Raw genomic sequence first — 21,539 nt, 5'->3', positions numbered from 1 at the left:
TGCACCGCTGTTATTACCCGCATTTTACATCAAATCCCGTGCCGAACACAAAAGAGGACAGCAAGCCTTTTCGCTTAAACCCGGATAGGAATGGGTAAAATTTGTATTGAGTCCCTGATATTTTGCAAAATGATCTGCCGATAAATATAGTTAGAGTATATTCGCTTGCAGCGGGGTTTGTCCGGCGAACCTTTTAAGGAGAGAATCCATATGGCTAAAATACGTTACAATAACATCGACAATGTCAGCACGGATAAAACGCTCAAGGAATTCCGCCAGTGGCGGGACGAACGCCGCAGAAAGAAGAAGGACTATTCCTACGTCGTGCCCAACGTCCAGCCGGAGTTGTCCTTCTTATCCCAGAACCGGCTGGATACGACAGTGACCTAGATTGGGCACTCCACGTTCTTTCTTCAATATGAAGGGATGAATATCATCACCGACCCCATTTGGGCGAAGAGACTGGGCTTTGAGAGGAGATTGGGCATGCCGGGCATTCCAATTGGCGAGGTTCCGGCAGTGGATCTTATTCTGATATCCCATTCTCATTATGACCATTTGCATATTCCCTCGATCCGGAAGTTATACCGCTTAGGAACGACGATCGTTGTGCCGGTGGGCCTTAAGAGAAAAATGCTCCGCAAGGGATTCAGCAACTGCGTGGAAATGCAGTGGTGGGAGTCGATTACCTTAGGCAAAATCAAGCTCTCCTTCGTCCCCACCCAGCACTGGTCCCGGCGTACCCCGTTTGATACCAACACCTCGCATTGGGGAGGGTTTGTGTTGGAGCCGGCGCACCCGGAGCAGCATCCTGAGGGACAGGGAGAAGGGGGAGAGAAGCGCAAGCTGCCTCCCAACCTGTATTTTGCGGGGGACAGCGGTTATTTTCCCGGATTTAAGGAAATTGGGGAGCGTTTTAAGCTTCATGTGGCCATTATGCCGATCGGAGCCTATGAGCCGGAGTGGTTCATGACCTCACAGCATGTAAATCCTGAGGAGGCTGTGCAGGCATTTCTTGATGTGGGCGCGGAGACGATGATTCCGATGCATTACGGAACCTTCAGGCTGGCCGATGATACCGCCCGGGAAGCGCTGGACAGGCTGGAAATCTCAAGGGAGCAGCATGGAATTGCAACGGAAAGGATCAAGATTCTGAGATATGGAGAGACTCTTGTGGTCCATCCCGAAAGCCGGAAGCCGGAGCAGTAAGACGGCTGGAATGAAAAAGAGGGTACAAAAGCCGTACTAAGCAGGCAATTTAGCAGGATTCTGTGCTATAATGAGCCGAAACCCTATGTGAAAAGGATGGTAATGCTTAATGATTAGCACAAGCGGCGTAACACTCCGCTACGGAAAACGCGCACTTTTTGAGGATGTAAATATAAAATTCACACCTGGTAACTGCTATGGTCTGATCGGTGCCAATGGCGCCGGGAAATCAACCTTTTTGAAAATTTTATCCGGAGAGATTGAAGCGAACACCGGTGATGTTCATATCACGCCCGGCGAACGCCTTGCCGTTTTGAAGCAGAATCACTTCGAGTACGATGAGTACCCGGTGCTTGAGACTGTTATTATGGGGCATGCGCGCCTCTATGAAATTATGAAAGAAAAGGATTCACTGTATGCCAAGGCCGACTTCACAGAAGCTGATGGGCTTCGTGCGGGCGAGCTGGAAGGTGAATTCGCCGAGCTGAACGGCTGGGATGCTGAGCCGGATGCTGGAGCCATGCTAATCGGTCTGGGGATTGTTCGGGATCTGCATGACAAAAAAATGGCCGAACTCAGCGGCAACGAGAAAGTACGGGTATTGCTTGCACAGGCGTTGTTCGGCCGTCCGAATAACCTGCTGCTGGATGAGCCTACCAACCATTTGGATTTGGAGTCCATCGGCTGGCTGGAGAACTTCCTCATGGATTACGAAGGCACCGTTATCGTCGTATCCCATGACCGTCACTTCCTGAACAAGGTCTGTACGCATATTGCAGATATTGATTTCGGCAAAATCCAGATGTACGTCGGCAACTATGACTTTTGGTATGAATCCAGTCAGCTTGCGCAAGCCCTGCAGCGGGACTCGAACAAGAAGAAGGAAGACAAGATCAAGGAGCTGCAGGCATTTATCCAGCGCTTCTCGGCCAATGCTTCCAAGTCCAAACAGGCAACTTCACGTAAGAAACAGCTGGAGAAAATTACTTTGGACGACATTCGTCCATCCAACCGGAAATACCCGTTCCTGAACTTTAAGCCAGAGCGGGAAGCCGGCAAGCAGCTGCTGACCATCAGCGGACTTTCCAAATCGGTTGAAGGCGAGAAAGTGCTGGATGAAATCAGTTTTGTGGTCAATAAAGGTGACAAGATTGCCTTTGTCGGCCCGAACTCCCTGCCGAAATCGTTATTGTTTGATGTAATTATGGGCGAGAAGGAAGCAGATGGCGGCGAATATGCCTGGGGCGTAACGACGACGCAAGCTTATTTCCCGAAAGACAACTCCAGCTATTTCGATGGTGTGGATTTGAACCTTGTGGAATGGCTGCGCCAGTACTCCAAGGATCAGGATGAAACGTTCCTGCGGGGTTTCCTGGGTCGTATGTTATTCGCCGGGGAAGAAGCGCTCAAGAAAGCAAGCGTGCTGTCCGGTGGCGAGAAGGTCCGCTGTATGCTGGCCAAAATGATGCTGAACGGCGCGAACGTACTTGTATTCGATGAGCCTACGAACCACCTGGATCTGGAATCCATCACCGCTCTTAATAACGGGCTGATCGATTTCGACGGCACCATCCTGTTCACTTCCCATGACCATCAGTTTATCCAGACGATTGCGAACCGTATTATCGAGATCACGCCAACGGGTGTAATCGACCGTTCCATGGCTTATGATGAGTATCTGGAGAGTCCTGAAATTAAGGAAATACGCCAGAGCATGTATCCTGTAGAAGTATAATTCCCCCTTTACCGGGAGGATATAATGAAGCAGCAGTCCAAATCCCCAGGGAAAAGGCTGCTGCTTTTTTAAAAATATAAGGATAAAGTATAAGTTTCACTCTATACTTTATCCTTATATTTCTCCGAGAAACGGGTGCCGTCCCTATAAGGACGGCGCAGCCGTTTCTTCTTGTAGAAAACGGCTGCGTCCTCCCGAAGGGAATACGCAGCCGTTTATGCTCTAATAACGCTGCATTTACGCAGGGTTCATTAGGATCCGCCCGTCCGGCGGCGCTGATTGTTCGGTTTTTTGTTATTTTGGCTTTTTAGCGGTTTTGCAGAACCGGCCTGAAAGGATGAACCGGGCTTGGAGGAAGACTGCTGTTTCTTCTGCTCCAGCTTTTGCCGGATGGCATCTGCCAAATTAATTTTGCTTTTTTCATTGCTTTCGCTCATTGTGTTAACCTCCTTCGAAGCAAGTCCATAAGATTATATTAATGGTTTTTAAATGCGGCTACAAGGGCAAGAATAATTGAAATAAAGGAGGGGCCGGAATTGGGTGATATTTATGAAGACATACGTAAGGGTGAACGGGGAGCCTGGGTAAGTATTGCGGCTTATTTGATCCTTTCCAGCTTCAAGCTCGTCAGCGGTTATCTGTTTTCATCCAGTGCCCTGCTGGCAGACGGCTTTAATAACCTTACCGATATTGTCGCTTCCTTAGCCGTGTTGATTGGCCTGCGAATTTCCCGGAAGCCGCCTGACTCTGATCATGCATACGGGCATTTTCGGGCAGAGACCGTGGCTGCGTTAATGGCGTCTTTTATCATGGCGGTGGTAGGGATTCAAGTCATTGTGGAGGCCGTACGGTCTCTCTTTGAAGGAGAAAAATCCATGCCGCAGCTATGGTCGGCGGGTGTGGCACTGGTGTGTGCCGTGGCTATGCTTGGGGTATATGTATATAATAAGAGGCTTGCAAAACAGATTAATAACGGTGCGCTTATGGCCGCCGCCAAAGATAACTTCTCAGATGCCATGGTCAGCATAGGAGCAGCAGTAGGTATTGCAGGTGCGCAGTTCGGACTGCCGTGGATTGACTCCGTAGCGGCTGTTGCAGTCGGGCTGTTGATTTCCAAGACGGCTTGGGATATATTCCGTGATTCCACCTATCGTCTTACGGATGGGTTTGATGAGGACAGGCTGATGGATTTGCGAAGTACCATCGCCCGGACAGCCGGCGTAGAAGGCATCAAGGATTTGAAGGCGCGTGTTCATGGAAACCATGTGCTGGTGGATGTTGTGATTGAAGTGGATGCAGAGCTCACCATTATGGAGGGGCATATGATTAGCGATTCAATCGAAGAGCGGATGCAAGAGCTCCATAATATTATGAATGTTCACGTTCATGTGGAGCCCAAAACATAAAGCGAAATACTGGATATTCCCATTTAAATGTAAGTGTTGACAATTCAAAGGAGGAATCGAGACTATAGACCTGTACAGTTACCATGAATTGGAATACTTAATTGTGAAATTTGGAGCATGTTCCCATTCCCCGCTAAGCCTATAATGAGGGCAGAAAGCAACAAGCGTAGCGCGCACCTTTGTTGGATTTCAATAATACTATTCGGGGGAACAGTATGATCCAATTGCATAAGCAGCTTACAGCCTCATTGTTGATTTCGGCCGCACTTGCCGTATCTTTGGGCGGAATTAGCCCACAGCCGGTTGCCGCTGCATCTGTCTCTTCCAGTTCGCAGGTTACGGCTTCCGCCGTACAAACCGCTCTCATTCAGTCCAGCGTTCGTCTTCGTGACACCCCATCTATAAATGGGAAAGTGCTGAGTTATTTAACTAAGGGAGAACAAGTTGTAATTCTGGAGAAAACAAACAGCTACTGGTACAAGGTCAAGAATGCAGATGGAGCTATTGGCTATACCAGCTCTGCAGACCAGTACATATTGCTTTCGACAGTCAACAACGTCGGAACTCCGGCACCGGCTCCAGTTCCAACACCAGTTCCGGCAGCTCCACCCCAATCGAATGTGATTGAGAGTGCGATTGCCGCCGGCATGGGCTACCTTGGAACTCCTTATGAGTTCGGATCCAGCCGCAGCAATACCAGTACCTTCGACTGCTCCGATTTCATCAGGCAAATATTTCTGGATGCGGCAGACTTGAAGCTGCCTGCAGATTCCCGTCAGCAAGGGGATTGGGTGAAGCAGAACAGCAAAGCTGTTACGGATATTTCGGGCCTGAAACGTGGAGATCTGATGTTCTTTATGAGCTACAAAGGAAGCTCGGCCTCTGCTTATGCAGGTATCAATAAATCCGCTCAAAGAATTACACATGTTGCTATTTATCTGGGTGACGGACAAATACTGCATACTTACTCTGCTGCATCAGGCGGCGTAAAGGTGGACAAATTGAGCGCTTCCTGGATGAACCGATTCCTCTATGGAGGCTCAGTCATCCGCTAATTATACAGGTTGGAAGTGGGTAGTACCCGTTTGTGACGGGTGAACAATAACGGGTGATACCAAGGGGTTATCCTTCAGGCAGAATGTTCTGCAGGGGGATAACCCTTCCTGCTTTTTTAAAGGAATAAAAGGGCCAGTCCGCAGGCTGACAACCTGGCTGGACTAACCCCTTTGTCTACTTTATGCGATTTGTCTTAAGGTGTTTTGACAAGTGCGGAAGCGGGAACTTTAAGCCATGCTTTTCCAAGCCATGTATAAATCTCTCTCCACTCATTACCCTTGCTGTCGACAAAAACTTGACCCGTCGTATCTAATGTTTGAGGCTCAAGCCAAGCTACACGAAAACCGCCTGGGAGGAAGTAGAATGCAGTGACTTTGGTAAGTATGATCTGTGGTGTTGCAGGCTTAATGTCCTCCTGAGAAATAATCGGCGTCGATATCATATCGCTGTAAGTGCTTCCAGTAACGGTTGCGGTACCTGTTACTTCTGCTGCTGAAGCTGAAGCTGCGATAGATGCCATGAGTCCCAAAGCAACTGCAAAACTGGTGATTTTCCTCATTTGAAATTCCTCCTAGTGGTTTTTTTCTGCTGTATTTTCTTTGTTCTCCGATTGCTAATAAAGTAGTAAACATATAAGGAGTCATATGAACCAGTGACTGCCAAAATTTTTTGGAAAACCATAACAACCGGTATACAAAGGGAGGTGAACATGAAATAAGTCCGTAAGCTCCTTTAGAAGGAGACTCACGGACTTATGTTATTTAACCTTTTTTATATCTCTAATTTATATCTCTAATTTATATCTCTATAGGTGTGAACTCCTACATGGATCTGCCCCTGCGTCCGGTGAAGAGAGAGATGACGAACAAGACCAGGAAGATATAGAACAAAATTTTAGCGATTCCCGCCGCCGCAGCAACAAGATTAAAGAAGCCAAAGATCCCGGCAATCAAGGCAATCACGAGTAAAATTACTGACCATTTCAGCATGTTGTGTTCACCCTTTCTTTGTCGAATGTATTCATAGTTTAAACGGGGCTTCGGAATCTGAAACATGATTTTCCGATGGAGACGTAGGGCTCCGTAATCCTTGTTTCGGCCTTTTAGAGAAGGGGTAACTATGCAGTAATAAGGCTCATAAGGCCGCCACATCTGACTGTAGGAAAAGGGGTATGGATATGATTATTGAACTAAGCGTTGCTCTTGTTGCTGTTGCTTTTGCTATTCTGGTCTTCTTTTTAATTAAAACCTTGAAATCAGCGAAGGAATCCCTCGATAAAGTAAGTCAGACTCTGCAGGAGGTGCAGAAGACAATAGATGAACTTACCTATGAAGTGAAGACAACGGTCCGGCATGCGAATGATATTACTTTGGATGTACAGGGCAAAATTCAAAAGATTGACCCTCTTATGGATTCCGTGAAGAATTTGGGCGATATAGTGAGCGAATTGACACTGGGTGTCAAGCAGGTATCCGTAACTGCACTGGAGAAGTTTCGCAAATCACGTGAACTGAAGGATAAGGCCAAGGCAGTATCCATCGAAAGCACCTCAATGACTCCGGCTGAAGAACGTACGGTAAGCTCTTATGAAGCTGTAAATTCGAAGAATGCATCAGGAAAAATAAAGTCCATCCTAAAGGGAGTGGACGTAGCCGCTTCTGTCTGGCAAAAATTCCGTCGTTAGTTTCCGCACAGACATTTGGCGGTTGGTGCAGATAAGAAAGGTGGGACTTCAATATGAATATATTCATCCTTTTGCTCAGTCTTCTTTCCCCTTACTATAGTGCGCCTGCGCAGCAGGAGTCTATTTCTATTGATTCTTTTTCCCGCCCGGCTTCTGCCCGGCTGGCCTTTCAAAATACACCGGTTGCAACTCCGTACATAAGCCGTTTTGATTCTTTGGCAGGAGTACGGCTCTTTGCTACAGAGGATGAACTGCTTCAGAAGAAAGGAACACCACTCCAAATTGTGGAAGACCCATGGCAGGGATGTCTGGAATATCAATATGAAAATATGTCAGCCGGTGTCCTGGGCAGTGAAGTGCTGTACGTTCATGTCTCTCCCTCCCAAGCTCAGCGGTATGGACTTTTTTTGAACGAGGTTGAACTGGATCCCGCAAAGAATAATCTTCAGGAGCTATTGGGAGCGCCGGATTTCAAGGCCGAGGATGGGGATGTCTATATGAGAGGAAACACCGCACTTAAAATATACCGTGATACGGACACCGGCAAATGGCTGGGAATAGACTTATTTGATGAAAATTCATCATAAACCGTTTCAACGGGAGAGATATGGGTTAATGAAAGAACAGTTATGTTTTTTGTTGAGACGATCTTGAATTTTACTTCTGGGGAGAGTGAACTCATGAACTTCGTTCCCATATTGCTTCCCTTGGATTCAGTGCAGCGGAGGCGGATTTTTACGAGAAAGAACTTGACTTAGGAAAGGTGCTCGTGATTGCCAAAAAAACATCGCCTTAAGCGTTGGTATTGAGCGGGAAGGGTCCATAGTCTAAGAGTGCAACCTCCAGTCCCACTATACGTAGTGGGACTGGAGGTTAATTTGTTGAACAAATCCTGTTATGATTACTTTAAACTACCCATACAATGTTGATCATAAAAAGTTGCATGTTCCAGGGGATTTCCGGTCGAAACACTATTTGTGCGAGGTGAAAGTGATGAGAATATTAATCGTAGACGACAATCCAACTAACGTTATCATTATCCGGGAAATCCTGAAGAAGGAAGAATACAGAAACTTTATCACCGCTTCATCTGCCAAAGAGATGCTTGATTTGCTTGGCATCACTGCCAAAAGCGGGGAAATGCGGACCCGTTCATCGGGAATAGATTTGATTTTACTGGATATGATGATGCCTGAAATGGACGGAATAGAAGCTTGCCGTGTTGTACAGCAATATGAGCATCTGAAGGACATCCCGATTATTATGGTCACCGCTGTAGGCGACTCCAAGAAATTGGCGGAGGCGCTGGATGCGGGTGCTGTGGACTATGTAACGAAGCCTATAAATAAAGTGGAGCTTATGGCGAGAATACGGCTGGCGCTGCGTCTCAAACAGGAAAAGGATTGGCATAAGGAGCGCGATCAGCATATTCAGGACGAGCTGAAGCTGGCGGCCCTTGTGCAGAATGCAGTGCTTAGCCTCCCTCTGGAGGAGGAGGATTTTAAAGTACACGCCATTTATCAGCCTTCCTTTGAACTGGCCGGTGATTTATATGCCTGGTACAGTCTTGGAGACGGACGCTACGGCGTTGTCCTGCTTGATATGATGGGGCATGGAATATCTTCGTCACTTTTCTGCATGTTTATAGCGTCAGTCCTTAAGGATACTGTTACAACCTATGTAGAACCGGAGAAGGTCGTACAAGAGCTGAACAGGCGATTTAACCAGCTGCATATTGAGAAACAGCTTGTTCAGTATTACTTCACGGCCATTTACCTCGTGATTGACACCCGTTTGAAACGTATCGATTATGTAAATGCGGGACATCCGCCAGGGCTGTTCTTTGAGGGAACCGCCAAAAAACCTGTGCTGCTGGAGAGCAATTGCCATCCAGTCGGTTTATTTGACCGTATGGATGTTCAGCCTCAAAGCCTTACCTATGAGGAAGAGGGGCACTTAGCGTTATACACCGACGGGCTGCTTGAACTGGTGGGGGGAGAGCAAGAGGAACAGCTTGATTTCCTGATCGGTCATTTGAACGGTGAGCATCATTGGCAGGAACAATCTATGCTGGAGGCCTTTTTCAAGGAAGACGCCAAAAAAGAGCGTGAGGATGATAAATGTCTGGTGTGGATCTCGCTGATGAAGGGAAACGATAAAGAATGAAGATAAGAGCCAAACTGTTGATCGGCTTTAGTGCCATGCTGGCTATTATGCTGACACTGACGATAATCGGATTTGACCGTCTGAACTATATGAATGGACAGCTGAATACGATTTACAACGACCGGTATCAGAAGATTCGCGCCTCCTCGGGAATGCGCGGGGAAGTTAATAATATGGCCCGGATGCTAACGTCCATGATGCTGAGTCCTGATACAGCTTCCGTGAACGATCAAAGGAATAAGATTGAAGGCACTAAGAAGAGAGCGACGGACTATTATAAGCTGATGCAGGAAAGTACGGATAGCACTGAAGAGCTTCAGATGATCAAGCGCATTGAGACAGCCGGCGCTGATTATCTGGCCTATCAAGATCGAGTTCTGGAATTGTTAGACCAGGGGAAATCTGCTCAAGCGAATCTATATCACAACAGCCGCGGACAGGGAATCCTCAACGAGATGATGGAAAGCCTGAATGGCTTATCCGACTTCGAGAACTTTAAGATTAATGAAGAAATTGCCAACGCCAAATCCGCCTATATTGGTTCGATTCAAATGGTTTCCCTGATAATGATTATAGGACTGCTGCTGGGTCTCGGCGTTATTCTATGGGTCATTCCCAGTATTACCCGCGGTCTGAATGTAGTATCCATGATGATCGGAAGCTTCGGCAACGGGAAGCTGCGGGCGATTCGACGCATTAAAGTAACCTCCAAGGATGAGATCGGTGATATAGCCCGTGTTTTCAAGGAAGTGGCTGGCGATATTGAACAGAAGCAGCAGCTGGAGAAGGCATTTGCACAGGCGCAGAGTGACCAATCCTGGCTGAATGCTAACGTGGCCCGGGTAACGGAGCTGCTGCGCGGCGTGAACTCGCTGGATCAAATTGCCCAGACCTTTATCAGTGAATTTACTCCGGTACTGGAAGCCCACTTTGGGGCATTATATTTAAAAGACTCCAAACAACCGGATATGCTCAGAATCAGCGGTTCCTATGCCAGGGATGGTGTCATTATCAAGCCCGGAGAGAGCTTTGCCCTGGGCCAGGGGCTTGTCGGACAAAGTGCACTCGACAAGCAGCCGATTAAGCTGGAATCAACACCCGATAACTATATAACCGTCTCCTCCGGCCTGGGTGAGGCGCAGCCGGGCAATATTGCTATCCATCCGCTTTTATTTGATGACGAATTACTGGGAGTCCTCGAATTTGCCTCCTTTAGTCCATTTACGGGACTGCAAACCGAACTTCTGAAACAGCTTGCCGCTAACTTGGCAGTCATTCTGAATAATATAAACCGCCGGCTGGTGGTAGAGGAATTGCTGCGGGATTCCCAATCCCTGACGGAAGAGCTGCAATGCCAGTCCGAAGAATTGCTGACCCAGCAGGAAGAACTGCGCCGTTCCAATGAGAATCTGGAGGAACAGACCAACGCGCTTAGACGCTCCGAAGACCTGCTGCAGCGGCAGCAGGAAGAGCTGGAGCACTTCAACAGTGAGCTCATCTCCAAGACCCGGGCTTTGGAAGATCAGGTTCAAGAGGTTAAAGAGAAGAGAGATGAGATTGAAGAAGCCCGCAGCCAGTTGGAGAAGCAGGCTATGAAGCTCTCCATTACAAGTAAGTACAAATCCGAATTCTTGGCGAATATGTCCCATGAGCTACGGACTCCGCTGAACAGCTTGCTAATTCTGTCCCAGCTGCTTACAGAGAACAAGGATGGGAATCTGACGGAGAAGCAGGTGGAATTCGCCCACACGATCTATATGTCTGGAGCAGACCTGCTCAAAATGATTGACGAGATCCTTGATCTGTCCAAGGTGGATGCGGGCAAAATGGAGCTTAACCAAGAATCGGTAATGCTGGACGAACTGGGGAGCTTTGTGGAGCAGAATTTTGGTCCACAGGCAGCCAAGAAAGGCTTGTCCCTGCAAATTTCCATCCATGAGCCGCTGCCGGACAGCATTGTCACGGACACCCACCGCCTGAAGCAGGTGCTGCGTAATCTGCTGTCCAATGCATTCAAATTTACCAGCGAAGGCTTTGTAGAATTCTCGGTCAGCCGTGCCGATAAGGATTCACTCCCGGACTATCTTCCGCATGAGCTGGAGTATGTGGCTATCGCGGTAAAAGACAGCGGGATCGGCATTCCTGCGGACAAGAAGGATCTTGTGTTCGAAGCTTTTCAGCAGGTGGACGGTACGACCAGCAGGAAATATGGCGGTACAGGACTTGGGTTGTCCATAAGTCGGGAATTGGCCCGGCTTATGGGAGGGGCTATTGTGCTGGAGTCACGTGAAGGCCAGGGCAGCAGCTTTACCTTGTACTTACCGGTACAGGGTAATTACAGCCTGCTGCCAAATTCTATGGAGTCTGCAGCAGCCGTTGAGGCAGAGGCCTTGAAGGAGCTGCTGCAGACTCATATTCAGACTCCGGCCGCCGTTCCTTTAGAACAGGAACAGGCTGAAATCGAAGATGACCGTGACCAATTGACTTCAAATGACAAAGTATTGCTGATTATCGAGGATGATGCCAGCTTTGCGAAGATTTTGCTGGGTATGGCCCACGGGCGCGGCTTTAAGGGGCTCGTAGCTCTTCAAGGGGATCGCGGGCTGCAGCTCGCGAAGACTTATTTACCGGATGCCATTATTCTGGACATTCAACTGCCGGTAATGGATGGCTGGTCGATTCTTAGAGAGCTGAAGGGATCGTCCCAGACCCGGCATATTCCTGTCCATGTGATCTCGGTGAATGATGAGATGAAGCATGGGCTTATGATGGGAGCCATGGCTTATTTAAGAAAGCCAACCTCAAGGGAAGCGCTGGATCGGGCATTTTCATCCATAGAAACTTATACATCAAGTACTTTGAAGCATCTTTTGATTGTAGAGGATGATGAAATTCAGCGCCGTTCTATTACGGAATTGATCGGTCATGATGATGTGGAAATTACCGCAGTCCCGACCGGCGAAGAGGCACTGATTGAGCTCCGCAAGCAAAAATATGATTGTATGGTTCTTGATCTGATGCTGGGAGACATGAACGGCTTTGATTTACTGGATCAGATCCGTGATGATGAAGAGCTGAACGATCTGCCGATCATTATTTATACCGGCAAGGATCTGGACAGCAAGGAAGAGACGAAGCTGCGCAAGTATGCCGAATCGATCATCATTAAGGATGTGCGGTCACCGGAAAGACTGCTTGATGAGACAACGCTGTTCCTGCACCGTGTGGAGGCCAATCTTCCGGAGGACAAGCGTAAGATTCTGCAAAAGCTCCATAATAAAGAGGAACTGTTCCATGGAAAAAAAATATTGCTCGTAGATGATGATATCCGAAATGTATTTGCCCTTTCCAGTGTGCTTGAGGGCTACAATATGGAAGTCAAGTTTGCCGAGAACGGGCGTGAGGCACTGGATATCCTTATCGAACAGGATGGTTTTGATCTTATCCTGATGGATATGATGATGCCGGAAATGGACGGTTTCGAGGCCACACGGCGAATCCGCCAGATGCCTCAGTATGCAAAACTGCCTATTATTGCGCTTACTGCCAAAGCAATGAAAGAGGACCGGGCAAAGTGTATTGAGGCGGGAGTTTCAGATTATATGAAGAAACCGATCGAGACCGATCAGCTTCTTTCACTAATGCGCGTGTGGCTGTATTCGTAAGCCTTGTTTTGGGGTAATACTTCTACAGATAAACTTTCATTCAGTCCTGAAATACTGCAATGGCGAGGGAGCCGGGTTAACATGACAGTAACGAAACATGAATTTGATGATCAGTCCACTTTGTCAGCGGGCAAAAACGAACTGGAGCATATTGAAATTGAACTGCTTCTGGACGGGGTACACCGCCTTTACGGATATGACTTCCGGAATTATGCGCTGCCTTCCCTGAAACGGCGGATTTGGCACCATGTCCATGCGGAGAATGTACCCAGCATCTCGGCTCTTCAAGAGAAAGTGCTGCATGACCGGGCTTGTTTTGAACGATTTATACACAGCTTATCCATTCCTGTTACAGAAATGTTCAGAGACCCGGGATTATTCCTGACCTTCAGGCAGAAAGTCGTCCCGTTATTGCGGACCTATCCCTATATACGGATATGGCATGCAGGCTGTTCAACGGGGGAAGAGGTTTACTCCATGGCCATTCTGCTGCATGAAGAGGGTCTGTATGACAAAGCGCGGATTTATGCCACAGACATAAACAACCGTTCTCTGCAGCAGGCAAAGGAAGGCGTGTATGAAATCAGCAGGATGAAACAGTATACCAAAAATTACCTCGATGCGGGAGGCACCCGCGCTTTTTCGGAATATTATGCCGCCAAGTATAACTCGGTTATCTTCCAGCCTTTTTTGCGGAAAAACATTATCTTCGCCGAGCATAATTTGGCTACAGATACTTCATTTAATGAATTTAACGTCATTCTTTGCCGCAATGTGATGATTTATTTCAATGATGAGCTCCGGGACCATGTCCACGGCTTATTCCATGAAAGTCTGAGCCGCTTTGGGGTCTTGGTTCTTGGTTCCAAGGAGTCTATTCATTTCACCAGGTACAGCGACAGCTACGTACCCCTGGACAGAGTAGAGAAAATTTATCGAAAGATCAAATAGTGTGAGTAGGAGGGTCCTATGGGGTTTCGCGAACCGATTCATATACTGCTTGTTGACGACCGTCCTGAAAATTTGCTGGCACTGGAAGCAGTGCTTGAGAGTCAGCAATATAAGCTTGTGAAGGCGAACTCCGGTGAGGAAGCACTGCGGTGTTTATTGAAATATGAGTTTGCAGTTATTGTGCTGGATGTGCAAATGCCGGGAATGGACGGGATCGAGACCGCAAGATTAATTAAGGCCAGAGAAAAGACAAGGAATATACCGATTATCTTTATTTCGGCCAACAGCAAAGAGGCGGAGCACCTGTTCGCCGGTTATTCTGCAGGTGCAATTGATTACATGGTCAAGCCGTTTATTCCGCAAATTCTTAAATCCAAGATTGAAGGCTTCATCGATATGTATTTGACGAGTAAAAAGCATCAGACTCAATCCATGCTGCTGCAGCACAAAACACAGGAGCTGGAAAGAATCAATGCGGAGCTCATCAAGGCGAAGGAAGAGGCTGAAATCGCAGCCAAGGCAAAGACTGAATTCCTGGCCATGATGAGTCATGAAATTCGTACACCCATGAACGGTGTTGTGGGTATGATCGATTTGCTTATGGAGACCGAGCTTGGTCCTGAGCAGCAGGAATACGCGGATATCATCCGCAGAAGTGCGGATACACTCGTTACCGTAATTAACGATATTCTTGATTTTACGAAGATGGAATCCGGCAAAATGGAAATGGAACAGCAGCTATTCGAGCTTCAATCCTGTATCCAGGAAGTATTCACTCTTTTTTCTATAGAGGCTGGCAAGAAGAATTTGGAGCTGGCTTATTTCATCGATCAAAAATTACCGGCGGTTTTATACGGGGATATGGCCCGTTTGCGCCAGGTGCTTATTAATTTGGTCTCTAATGCAGTTAAGTTTACGAATCAAGGCGGCGTATACTTAGTTGCTTCTGGTATACAAACAACAGATAATAGAATTATGCTAGAATTCACGATAAAGGATACTGGAATAGGAATATCCCAGGAAAAGCTCCACCGGCTCTTTCAGCCTTTTTCCCAGCTAGATTCTTCCATGACGCGAAAATATGGAGGGACCGGACTTGGACTTGCAATCTGCAAATCCCTTGTCGGGATGATGGGTGGTGATATCCGGGTAGAATCCATGGAGGAAAAGGGGGCTACGTTTGTATTTACAATTCAAGCGGCAGTGCCTGAAGATGTGCTTCGCATGACTAACCGGGAGGAAGAGCATGGAGGGAGCATGCGCCAAAAGGAAGATAGAGGCAAGGTGCTGGTCGTAGATGATCACCCCATTAATCAAAAGCTGATGGTCAGCATGCTGGACAAGCTTGGATTCGTGGCTGATGTAGCAGAAGACGGCAGACAAGCCGTGGAAATGGCTTCATGTTTTTCCTATGATTTTATATTTATGGATCTTCAAATGCCGGTTATGGACGGATTGGAGGCAACGGCTCATATCCGCGAAGGAAACGGGTCTTCTGCCGGCAAGGCGGTTATAATAGCCATGACTGCAAATGTTATGGAGGGAATACAGAACCGCTGTATAGCCTCAGGTATGAATGACTATATCAGCAAACCGCTGAAGCTGAGCAGTTTGAGGCAAATTTTAATGCGTTATTCCAACAATGAGCCTCTTTTATTCGACCGCAATACGTCAAAACATCACGCCTAACCTTCATTTACCAGTCTGTTTTTGTTTCAAGGGTACATCTTTAGGGTTATTGGTAAAGAAAACATTTAATCAGGAGAGATTGTCTATGAACACACATAAAAGCGAAAAGTTTCATGCAAAAACCCAAACTGAAGACAATGTATGCACCGTCTTCTTAAGCGGAGAGCTTGATTTATCTGTTGCTCCCGATTTCCGGCTGGTGATGGAGCCGCTGGTGGGTGATACGGGGCTGGACCTCGTAATCAATCTTAAAGAGCTGAAATACATCGACAGTACAGGCATTGGGATTTTACTGTCGATTCTCAAAGCAAGACACGGAATGGATGTTAAATTTAATGTTGAGGAAGTTCCGCCGCAAATACAGAAGCTCTTTGATATGACCGGCATCGCGAAGTTTTTTGCCCCACAAGAGAATTCCCACTAGGAAAGGATCGAACTAAGGATGAGTGATGATGTGCAGAAAGTAATTCTTCAGTTGCCTGCAAGTGCAGATTACGTCGATATTGTGAGATTGAACTTATATGGAATCGCCTCGAAAATGGGTTTTACGTATGAGGATATTGAAGATATGAAAGTGGCCGTATCGGAGGCCTGTAATAACTCTGTTCTGTATGCCTATGGACAGGAAGACGGTGTGGTGGATGTCATTTTTGAAGTAGGACCAAGTGCCCTGTCCATTACTGTCAAAGATGAGGGGGAGAGCTTTGACAGCATGGATACGCCGGGAGATCGCATAACGCTCCATGACAAGGAGCTGAGTGATGTCCAGGTCGGCGGGTTAGGCTTCTACTTGATGCAGGCCTTGATGGATGATGTTAGCGTGGTAAGCGAAGCTGGGAGAGGGACAATAGTGACCTTGACCAAGCGGCTTAATTTTAGTGAGGAGAAAGTATGAGTGAAAAAGTGACTCCCCCCGAGTCCATGAATGAGGCGGTAAGCCTGATCTGGGAATACCAGCAAACCAAGGATAATGACATCGCTACCGTGCTAATCCGGAAATACGAGCCCATGGTCAAGATGGCGGCCGGTAAAATCGCCCGCAACCGGCCTGATTTGTACGAAGATTTGTATCAGGTGGGGCAAATGGCACTTATTCGATTATTGCAGCAATATGATATCAGCATGGGGATTCCTTTCGAGCCTTACGCTATGAAGAGTATGATCGGCCATATGAAGAACTTCCTGCGGGATAAATCATGGTACATACAGGTTCCCAGACGTATTAAGGAGAAGGGCGCCTTAGTCCAGCATGCCATCGATGAACTAACGATTAGGCTGGAACGCTCACCCGACGTCAAGGAAATTGCCAAATATCTTGATTTGTCCGTAGAAGAAACTATTGAAGTGCTTGCCGGACGGGAATGCTACCATTACGTATCCCTGGATTCTCCGTTGTCACAAGAGGAAACAGGCGCTACGCTAGGGGAATTGATCAGTTCGGAGGCCAATGATTACGAGACGGTTGAGAAACGTATGGATTTACAGCAAGCACTAGGTCAGCTTAAAGAACAAGAACAGCAGGTACTGCTGCTGGCTTTCCAGGACGGCCAGTCACAACGGGCCATTGCCCAGAAGCTGGGTGTCTCGCAAATGAGCGTATCCCGGATTCAAAAACGCGCTACAGAAAAGCTGAAGCAGATTATGTCTAATACCACCTTCTGATGGGACAACCCCTGGAAATTGTTATCATTATAAGGACATTACTTCAAAAAATAAGGACATGCCTTTCCTCCGCAATGGAGAAAGACATGTCCTTTATTTGATATGCAGGTAGATAAAAAAGGGTTAACTGTTGGCATCAATATATTTTTTGATCTCACCCAAGTATTCACCTATTACAGGAACATTGAGAAAAAGGCTGAGGATGTATCCGAGCAGACCCAGAATTACAAAGGTGCCGAGCGATAAACCGAGCCCCCGGGAGATTCCGGCCATGAGGTTCGTAATAATTCTTTTTTTCGGATCGGTGTAATTCTCCAGGATATCCTTGAACTCGGATTTTTCCAGTGAATCGGCTATTTTGTCCAGCCTGGCGTTTAACCGCTTCACTTCATGCCTAAGCTCGAAGGGATGCTCTTCCACTTCATAGGATTTTGATTTATTGGAGTACTCTCCCACTGGCTATCCCTGCTTTCTTAGCCTCAAGGGGCTTTATTAAAATTACAGTATTACATGATAATAGCCAGCTGCGGTCAGCTGGCTATTATTAAGGGATTCATAGCTGGATTTACCGCAAATTACGAAAATTAGTAGGAAGATTTATAGGAAGAAGTAACTTCTTCTTTGGTATCCTTGGCTTCATCAGCAACTTCCTTGGAGGCATCCGCCACATCTGAAGCTACGTCAGCGGAAGCCTCACCCACGGTATCTCCAATCTTTTTGCCAGTCTCCTGCAAAGTTGCGGCAATTTGCTGCTTGCTGTCGTTAACGGTAGTGAAAATATCAGAAGCTTTGGCAGAGACTGTGCTCGCCAGATCCGTTGCCTTTTCGCCCACGGTTGAAGCAAGGGACTTGGTTTTGTCGGTTACGACTCCTGCAACTTCTTTCGTTTTATCTGTTGCAAGCGTGAGCTTGTCGGACAGGTCGCTGCGCATTTCACGGCCGGGCTTCGGGGCAAACAGCAGGGCTGCAACTGCACCAATCAAGCTGCCGATGAAAATCCCCTTTAGAAAATTGCTTTCGGTTTCCATTTGATGATGTTCTACGTTACTCATAACCAATCACTCCTTATTAGAATATTGTATTCTGAAGTTATCTTACTTCGTATTTAAACGTTGGCGTTTAGGCTGAAACAGTTGGAGAAGGATGGGGAAGATTACCGGAGCGAGCGGCAGCATATACGAAGGATCAAGGCTTTTACCGATGTAAACAAGCTGTTTTGCTGCATTATTAAGTGCCTTCCGTGAAAGAAAGATGATATAATTTCTAATCATTATACAATCATGTGTGGAGATATAGAGAAAAGAGGAGTGACATCATGGAAACTGTGCTGGTGCGGGAATATCGGGCGGAAGTCATCGAATGTGTCCATAGCGGGCATATTGCCATTGTGGGGGAAGGAGGTCAGTTAAAAGGTTATGCCGGTGATCCCGGATTTGTATCCTTTACCCGTTCAGCGGCCAAACCGCTGCAGGCGATTCCCGGCATCCGGGGAGGAATTGCCGAGCACTACCAGCTTTCACAGGCTGAGATTGCGCTGATGACAGCTTCCCACTGCGGGGAGAGCTATCATATTTCTGCGCTGGAGAGTATTTCGTCAAAGATTGGAATCGGAGAAGGAACGATGATATGCGCCACAAGCTACCCGCTTGATAGAAACAGCCGGGTGCATGCGATACGCGGCTTGGGCAAAAGGAAGCTCTATCATAACTGCTCCGGCAAGCATCTGGGAATGCTGTCTTATAGTAAGTTGAAAGGTTTACCTCTGGAAGAGTATGCCGGTCCGGAACATCCAGTTCAACGTGAAATCATAGATACCATTGCCTATATGGCTGACGTTATCCCGGAAAGTATCCGGCTTGGAACAGATGGATGTGGACTGCCGGTATTTGCACTGCCGTTAACTGCACTTGCCGGTGCCTATCTGAAGCTGGCCTGTCCAGGTCTAATCGGGGATCACGCGACACGGAAAGCTGTAACAACGATTACAGCGGCTATGACTGCCCATCCTGAAATGGTCTCCGGTTATGGACGGCTGGATTCCATTCTGCTGGAGGATGAGAATATTATTGCCAAGGGCGGCTTCAAAGGCGTCTATTGCTTCGGGTTGCGCCGTGAACGGCTTGGCATAGCCTTCAAGATACTGGATGGTTCGGAAGAAGAATGGGGACTCATTGTTCATCGTATTTTGAAGCAGATTGGATACAGCAATGGAAATACACTGGAGAAGCTGAGCGCAGCTTTTTCGGGGAATATTTATAATGACGGCGGAACAAAGGTGGGGCTTGCTGCAGCTGAGTTCCAACTGGAAATAATATAGAAGCTGATCATGATTGATGATGAAGGGATACGGGTAAGAAATACTAATTAAAGCGCCTATTTACTATTAAAGGCAAGTAGTATTCTTCCTCTGTTCAAGAATGGAGGAGGCCCCAACATCCTGGAGGTGCAGAGGCTATGATAAAAGTAGTAACGTCAGCAGAGCGTCATACTTCCAATAGAGAATGGATACACAGTGAATTCAGTTTTTCTTTTGCCGATTACGATGACCCCAGCAATGCGCATTTTGGTTCTCTTTTGGCGCATAACGATAATAGACTGGAGCCTAAGCAAGGCATGCATGAGCATCCACATCATGATTTGGAGATTGTTACGTATGTAGTCTCCGGAGTGCTCAGGCATGAAGATGATCTGGGCAACAAGGCGGATCTTCAAGCCGGAACCGTGCAGATGATGAGTGCAGGAACCGGAATCAATCATTCCGAGACGAATCCATCCGAGAACGAACATGTGCGTTTTCTGCAAATATGGCTGCTCCCGAATGAACCGGGGCTTCCTCCGAAATGGGATGCGAAGTTCTACCCCCGTGAGTTCAGAACCAATCATCTTCTACCTGTAGCTTCAGGAAAAGGAGATGAAGGTGCCATGGCCGTCAATGAGAATGCTACCGTATATCTATCCGTACTGGAGACTGGCCGGGAGCTCATGTACCCGCAGAAGGAGGATAGGCGCACCCATTTGTTCCTGCTTTTCGGCAATGTGGAAATATCCTGTGCGGATGGCGCTTTTGATCTGCAGCCCGGTGATGCAGCGCGTATCCGGAAAAGCTGTGATCTGAAGATTAAGGGAACTAGCAGCGAAGGTGAAGCCGAGCTGGTACTGATTGATCTTCCTTAACGGAAGCAGAAGTTGAATTAGAATTCAGGATCTTATTGGTAGGTATTAAAAAGAGCCCGCTGCCTCACGGCACCCTCTACAAGGATGGACGTGAACAGGCAGGAGGCTCTTTTTTAAAATATAAGAAAGTATAAGTTTCACTCTATACTTTATCCTTATATTTCTACGAGAAACGGGTGCCGTCCCTATAAGGACGGCGAAGCCGTTTCTTCTTGTGTTCTCATGCTTTATTTTTGGCGTAAACGTCCCAGTTCAGAGACGATAGCCTCCACCTGTGAGATACTGAGATTGCCGCCGCCCATCGTCACTTCATAGATATCCAGAATATCCTCATATTTATCCACCGAGAAAGCGGATGCTTGCATGGCTGCGGCACTGGCCATCTTTAGCTTGTTCTTGATGCCTTCGATCATATATTCAACATTTTCCTGACTAGGCTGCGTTAAATCCATTATTGGGTAACATCCTCTCTGTTTTATTGATTCATGTATTTTACCATGTTTAAGTACTGGTTCACCATTTTTTTGTCCGTGTAGTATAATTTATGTAAAATTAAAGGGAATATCATTACAGAAAGGGGAGGCATATGGCAATCAGAGAGCACGGAAGCGTGAAACGAACCAAAATGGACGCGGCAGGGCTGATTCCTTTTTTTCGGACGATAGCGGATCTTCATCCTGCGGAAGGTGTAATGTTTCTGTGTATAGGTACAGACCGCTCAACGGGTGACGCACTCGGTCCGCTCACGGGCAGCAGGCTGCTGGAACTTGGTTTCCCGCATGTAATCGGTACATTGCCTTCTCCATGCGATGCCGATAATCTCACCGCGCGGATGACTGAAATCCCGACAGAGCACATCATAATCGCTATTGATGCCTGCTTGGGGCCGCCTGCGGCACTGGGTTATTTCTTTGCCTCCGGTGAGCCGCTGCAGCCGGCACGGTCTATCGGTCTGTGCCTTCCGGCCGTGGGTCATTACAGCCTGGCGGCTGTGGTGGATGTCAACGGTCCCAAACCGTACCGGACACTGCAGACCACGCCGTTGCACCGTGTAATGGTCATGGCCGGGGAAATTGCCGCAGCTGCAGCCGCAGGATTTGGGCGCGGGCTCTAAAAACGTTTCAACAAAAGCCGTTTTGCTT

Annotated in this window: 21 protein-coding genes and 2 pseudogenes; 17 read left to right on the top strand and 6 right to left on the bottom strand. The window is 47.4% G+C overall.

The window, feature by feature from the left end; all coding sequences use genetic code 11:
* Positions 1-210: 210 nt before the first annotated feature.
* Positions 211-1,209, top strand: a pseudogene (locus tag PaeBR_RS20735) (MBL fold metallo-hydrolase).
* Between the two features lie 109 nt (positions 1,210-1,318).
* Positions 1,319-2,944, top strand: coding sequence for an ABC-F family ATP-binding cassette domain-containing protein (locus PaeBR_RS20730; RefSeq protein WP_410512372.1), 1,626 nt, complete (start codon positions 1,319-1,321; stop codon positions 2,942-2,944).
* Between the two features lie 251 nt (positions 2,945-3,195).
* On the opposite strand, the gene PaeBR_RS20725 is transcribed toward PaeBR_RS20730, so the two are convergent.
* A complete protein-coding gene (locus PaeBR_RS20725) occupies positions 3,196-3,381 on the bottom strand; it encodes a hypothetical protein (RefSeq protein WP_410512371.1) in 186 nt (61 codons plus the stop codon).
* A gap of 99 nt (positions 3,382-3,480) precedes the next feature.
* Between PaeBR_RS20725 and PaeBR_RS20720 the strand changes: the two genes are divergently transcribed.
* Together PaeBR_RS20720 and PaeBR_RS20715 are read left to right on the top strand one after the other, a co-directional pair.
* Entirely contained in the window at positions 3,481-4,350 is an 870-nt protein-coding gene (locus PaeBR_RS20720) for a cation diffusion facilitator family transporter (RefSeq protein WP_410512370.1), read from the top strand.
* A gap of 215 nt (positions 4,351-4,565) precedes the next feature.
* On the top strand, positions 4,566-5,405 hold the full coding sequence (locus PaeBR_RS20715) for a C40 family peptidase (RefSeq protein WP_410512369.1): 840 nt from the start codon (positions 4,566-4,568) through the stop codon (positions 5,403-5,405).
* A 194-nt stretch (positions 5,406-5,599) separates the two neighbouring features.
* On the opposite strand, the gene PaeBR_RS20710 is transcribed toward PaeBR_RS20715, so the two are convergent.
* Complete coding sequence (locus PaeBR_RS20710) at positions 5,600-5,965, bottom strand: hypothetical protein (RefSeq protein WP_410512368.1); 366 nt, start codon at positions 5,963-5,965, stop codon at positions 5,600-5,602.
* Between the two features lie 262 nt (positions 5,966-6,227).
* Positions 6,228-6,395 (bottom strand): DUF1328 domain-containing protein, encoded by a 168-nt coding sequence (locus PaeBR_RS20705; RefSeq protein ID WP_036648256.1) that lies wholly within the window; start codon positions 6,393-6,395, stop codon positions 6,228-6,230.
* A 188-nt stretch (positions 6,396-6,583) separates the two neighbouring features.
* Between PaeBR_RS20705 and PaeBR_RS20700 the strand changes: the two genes are divergently transcribed.
* From PaeBR_RS20700 to PaeBR_RS20655, 10 genes and pseudogenes are all read left to right on the top strand, one after another.
* Positions 6,584-7,090: a DUF948 domain-containing protein gene (locus PaeBR_RS20700; RefSeq protein WP_410512367.1), complete on the top strand. Its 507-nt coding sequence runs from the start codon at positions 6,584-6,586 to the stop codon at positions 7,088-7,090.
* Positions 7,091-7,143: 53 nt separating this feature from the next.
* Positions 7,144-7,677, top strand: coding sequence for a hypothetical protein (locus PaeBR_RS20695; RefSeq protein WP_410512366.1), 534 nt, complete (start codon positions 7,144-7,146; stop codon positions 7,675-7,677).
* A gap of 95 nt (positions 7,678-7,772) precedes the next feature.
* Positions 7,773-7,886, top strand: a pseudogene (locus tag PaeBR_RS20690) (general stress protein); the annotation flags it as partial.
* 197 nt (positions 7,887-8,083) lie between these two features.
* Positions 8,084-9,256, top strand: coding sequence for a SpoIIE family protein phosphatase (locus tag PaeBR_RS20685; protein ID WP_410512365.1), 1,173 nt, complete (start codon positions 8,084-8,086; stop codon positions 9,254-9,256).
* Complete coding sequence (locus PaeBR_RS20680) at positions 9,253-12,921, top strand: response regulator (protein ID WP_410512364.1); 3,669 nt, start codon at positions 9,253-9,255, stop codon at positions 12,919-12,921. Before PaeBR_RS20685 ends, PaeBR_RS20680 begins: the two co-directional genes overlap by 4 nt.
* Positions 12,922-13,002: 81 nt before the next feature.
* Positions 13,003-13,872 carry a CheR family methyltransferase gene (locus PaeBR_RS20675; RefSeq protein WP_410512363.1) on the top strand — a complete coding sequence of 290 codons (870 nt, stop codon included), beginning with the start codon at positions 13,003-13,005 and terminating at the stop codon, positions 13,870-13,872.
* A gap of 18 nt (positions 13,873-13,890) precedes the next feature.
* The gene (locus tag PaeBR_RS20670) at positions 13,891-15,561 is read left to right on the top strand and encodes a response regulator (RefSeq protein WP_410512362.1); all 1,671 of its coding nucleotides are present in this window, start codon (positions 13,891-13,893) and stop codon (positions 15,559-15,561) included.
* Positions 15,562-15,646: 85 nt separating this feature from the next.
* Positions 15,647-15,985, top strand: a complete 339-nt coding sequence (locus PaeBR_RS20665) for an STAS domain-containing protein (protein ID WP_410512361.1) — start codon at positions 15,647-15,649, stop codon at positions 15,983-15,985.
* An 18-nt stretch (positions 15,986-16,003) separates the two neighbouring features.
* Positions 16,004-16,456, top strand: a complete 453-nt coding sequence (rsbW, locus tag PaeBR_RS20660) for an anti-sigma B factor RsbW (protein ID WP_410512360.1) — start codon at positions 16,004-16,006, stop codon at positions 16,454-16,456.
* Positions 16,453-17,223 (top strand): sigma-70 family RNA polymerase sigma factor, encoded by a 771-nt coding sequence (locus PaeBR_RS20655; RefSeq protein ID WP_410512359.1) that lies wholly within the window; start codon positions 16,453-16,455, stop codon positions 17,221-17,223. The genes rsbW and PaeBR_RS20655 overlap by 4 nt, the downstream gene beginning before the upstream one ends.
* Before the next feature lie 123 nt (positions 17,224-17,346).
* Here PaeBR_RS20655 and PaeBR_RS20650 read toward each other — a convergent pair whose 3' ends face one another.
* Together PaeBR_RS20650 and PaeBR_RS20645 are read right to left on the bottom strand one after the other, a co-directional pair.
* Positions 17,347-17,679, bottom strand: coding sequence for a DUF5665 domain-containing protein (locus PaeBR_RS20650; protein ID WP_410512358.1), 333 nt, complete (start codon positions 17,677-17,679; stop codon positions 17,347-17,349).
* Between the two features lie 128 nt (positions 17,680-17,807).
* Entirely contained in the window at positions 17,808-18,275 is a 468-nt protein-coding gene (locus PaeBR_RS20645; RefSeq protein ID WP_410512357.1) for a YtxH domain-containing protein, read from the bottom strand.
* A 263-nt stretch (positions 18,276-18,538) separates the two neighbouring features.
* Here PaeBR_RS20645 and PaeBR_RS20640 point away from each other — a divergent pair, with 263 nt between their 5' ends.
* Together PaeBR_RS20640 and PaeBR_RS20635 are read left to right on the top strand one after the other, a co-directional pair.
* Positions 18,539-19,540: an asparaginase gene (locus PaeBR_RS20640; protein ID WP_410512356.1), complete on the top strand. Its 1,002-nt coding sequence runs from the start codon at positions 18,539-18,541 to the stop codon at positions 19,538-19,540.
* Positions 19,541-19,677: 137 nt separating this feature from the next.
* A complete protein-coding gene (locus PaeBR_RS20635) occupies positions 19,678-20,397 on the top strand; it encodes a pirin family protein (protein WP_410512355.1) in 720 nt (239 codons plus the stop codon).
* Between the two features lie 227 nt (positions 20,398-20,624).
* On the opposite strand, the gene PaeBR_RS20630 is transcribed toward PaeBR_RS20635, so the two are convergent.
* Positions 20,625-20,849, bottom strand: coding sequence for a DUF1128 domain-containing protein (locus PaeBR_RS20630; RefSeq protein WP_410512354.1), 225 nt, complete (start codon positions 20,847-20,849; stop codon positions 20,625-20,627).
* Between the two features lie 134 nt (positions 20,850-20,983).
* Here PaeBR_RS20630 and yyaC point away from each other — a divergent pair, with 134 nt between their 5' ends.
* Positions 20,984-21,511, top strand: coding sequence for a spore protease YyaC (gene yyaC / locus PaeBR_RS20625; protein ID WP_410512353.1), 528 nt, complete (start codon positions 20,984-20,986; stop codon positions 21,509-21,511).
* Positions 21,512-21,539 lie beyond the last annotated feature (28 nt).

The organism is Paenibacillus sp. BR2-3, from assembly GCF_046529485.1.
GTDB lineage: Bacteria > Bacillota > Bacilli > Paenibacillales > Paenibacillaceae > Paenibacillus_AQ.
Note: the sequence above shows the minus strand (reverse complement) of the source record. Positions and strands in the feature narration are given on the sequence as shown.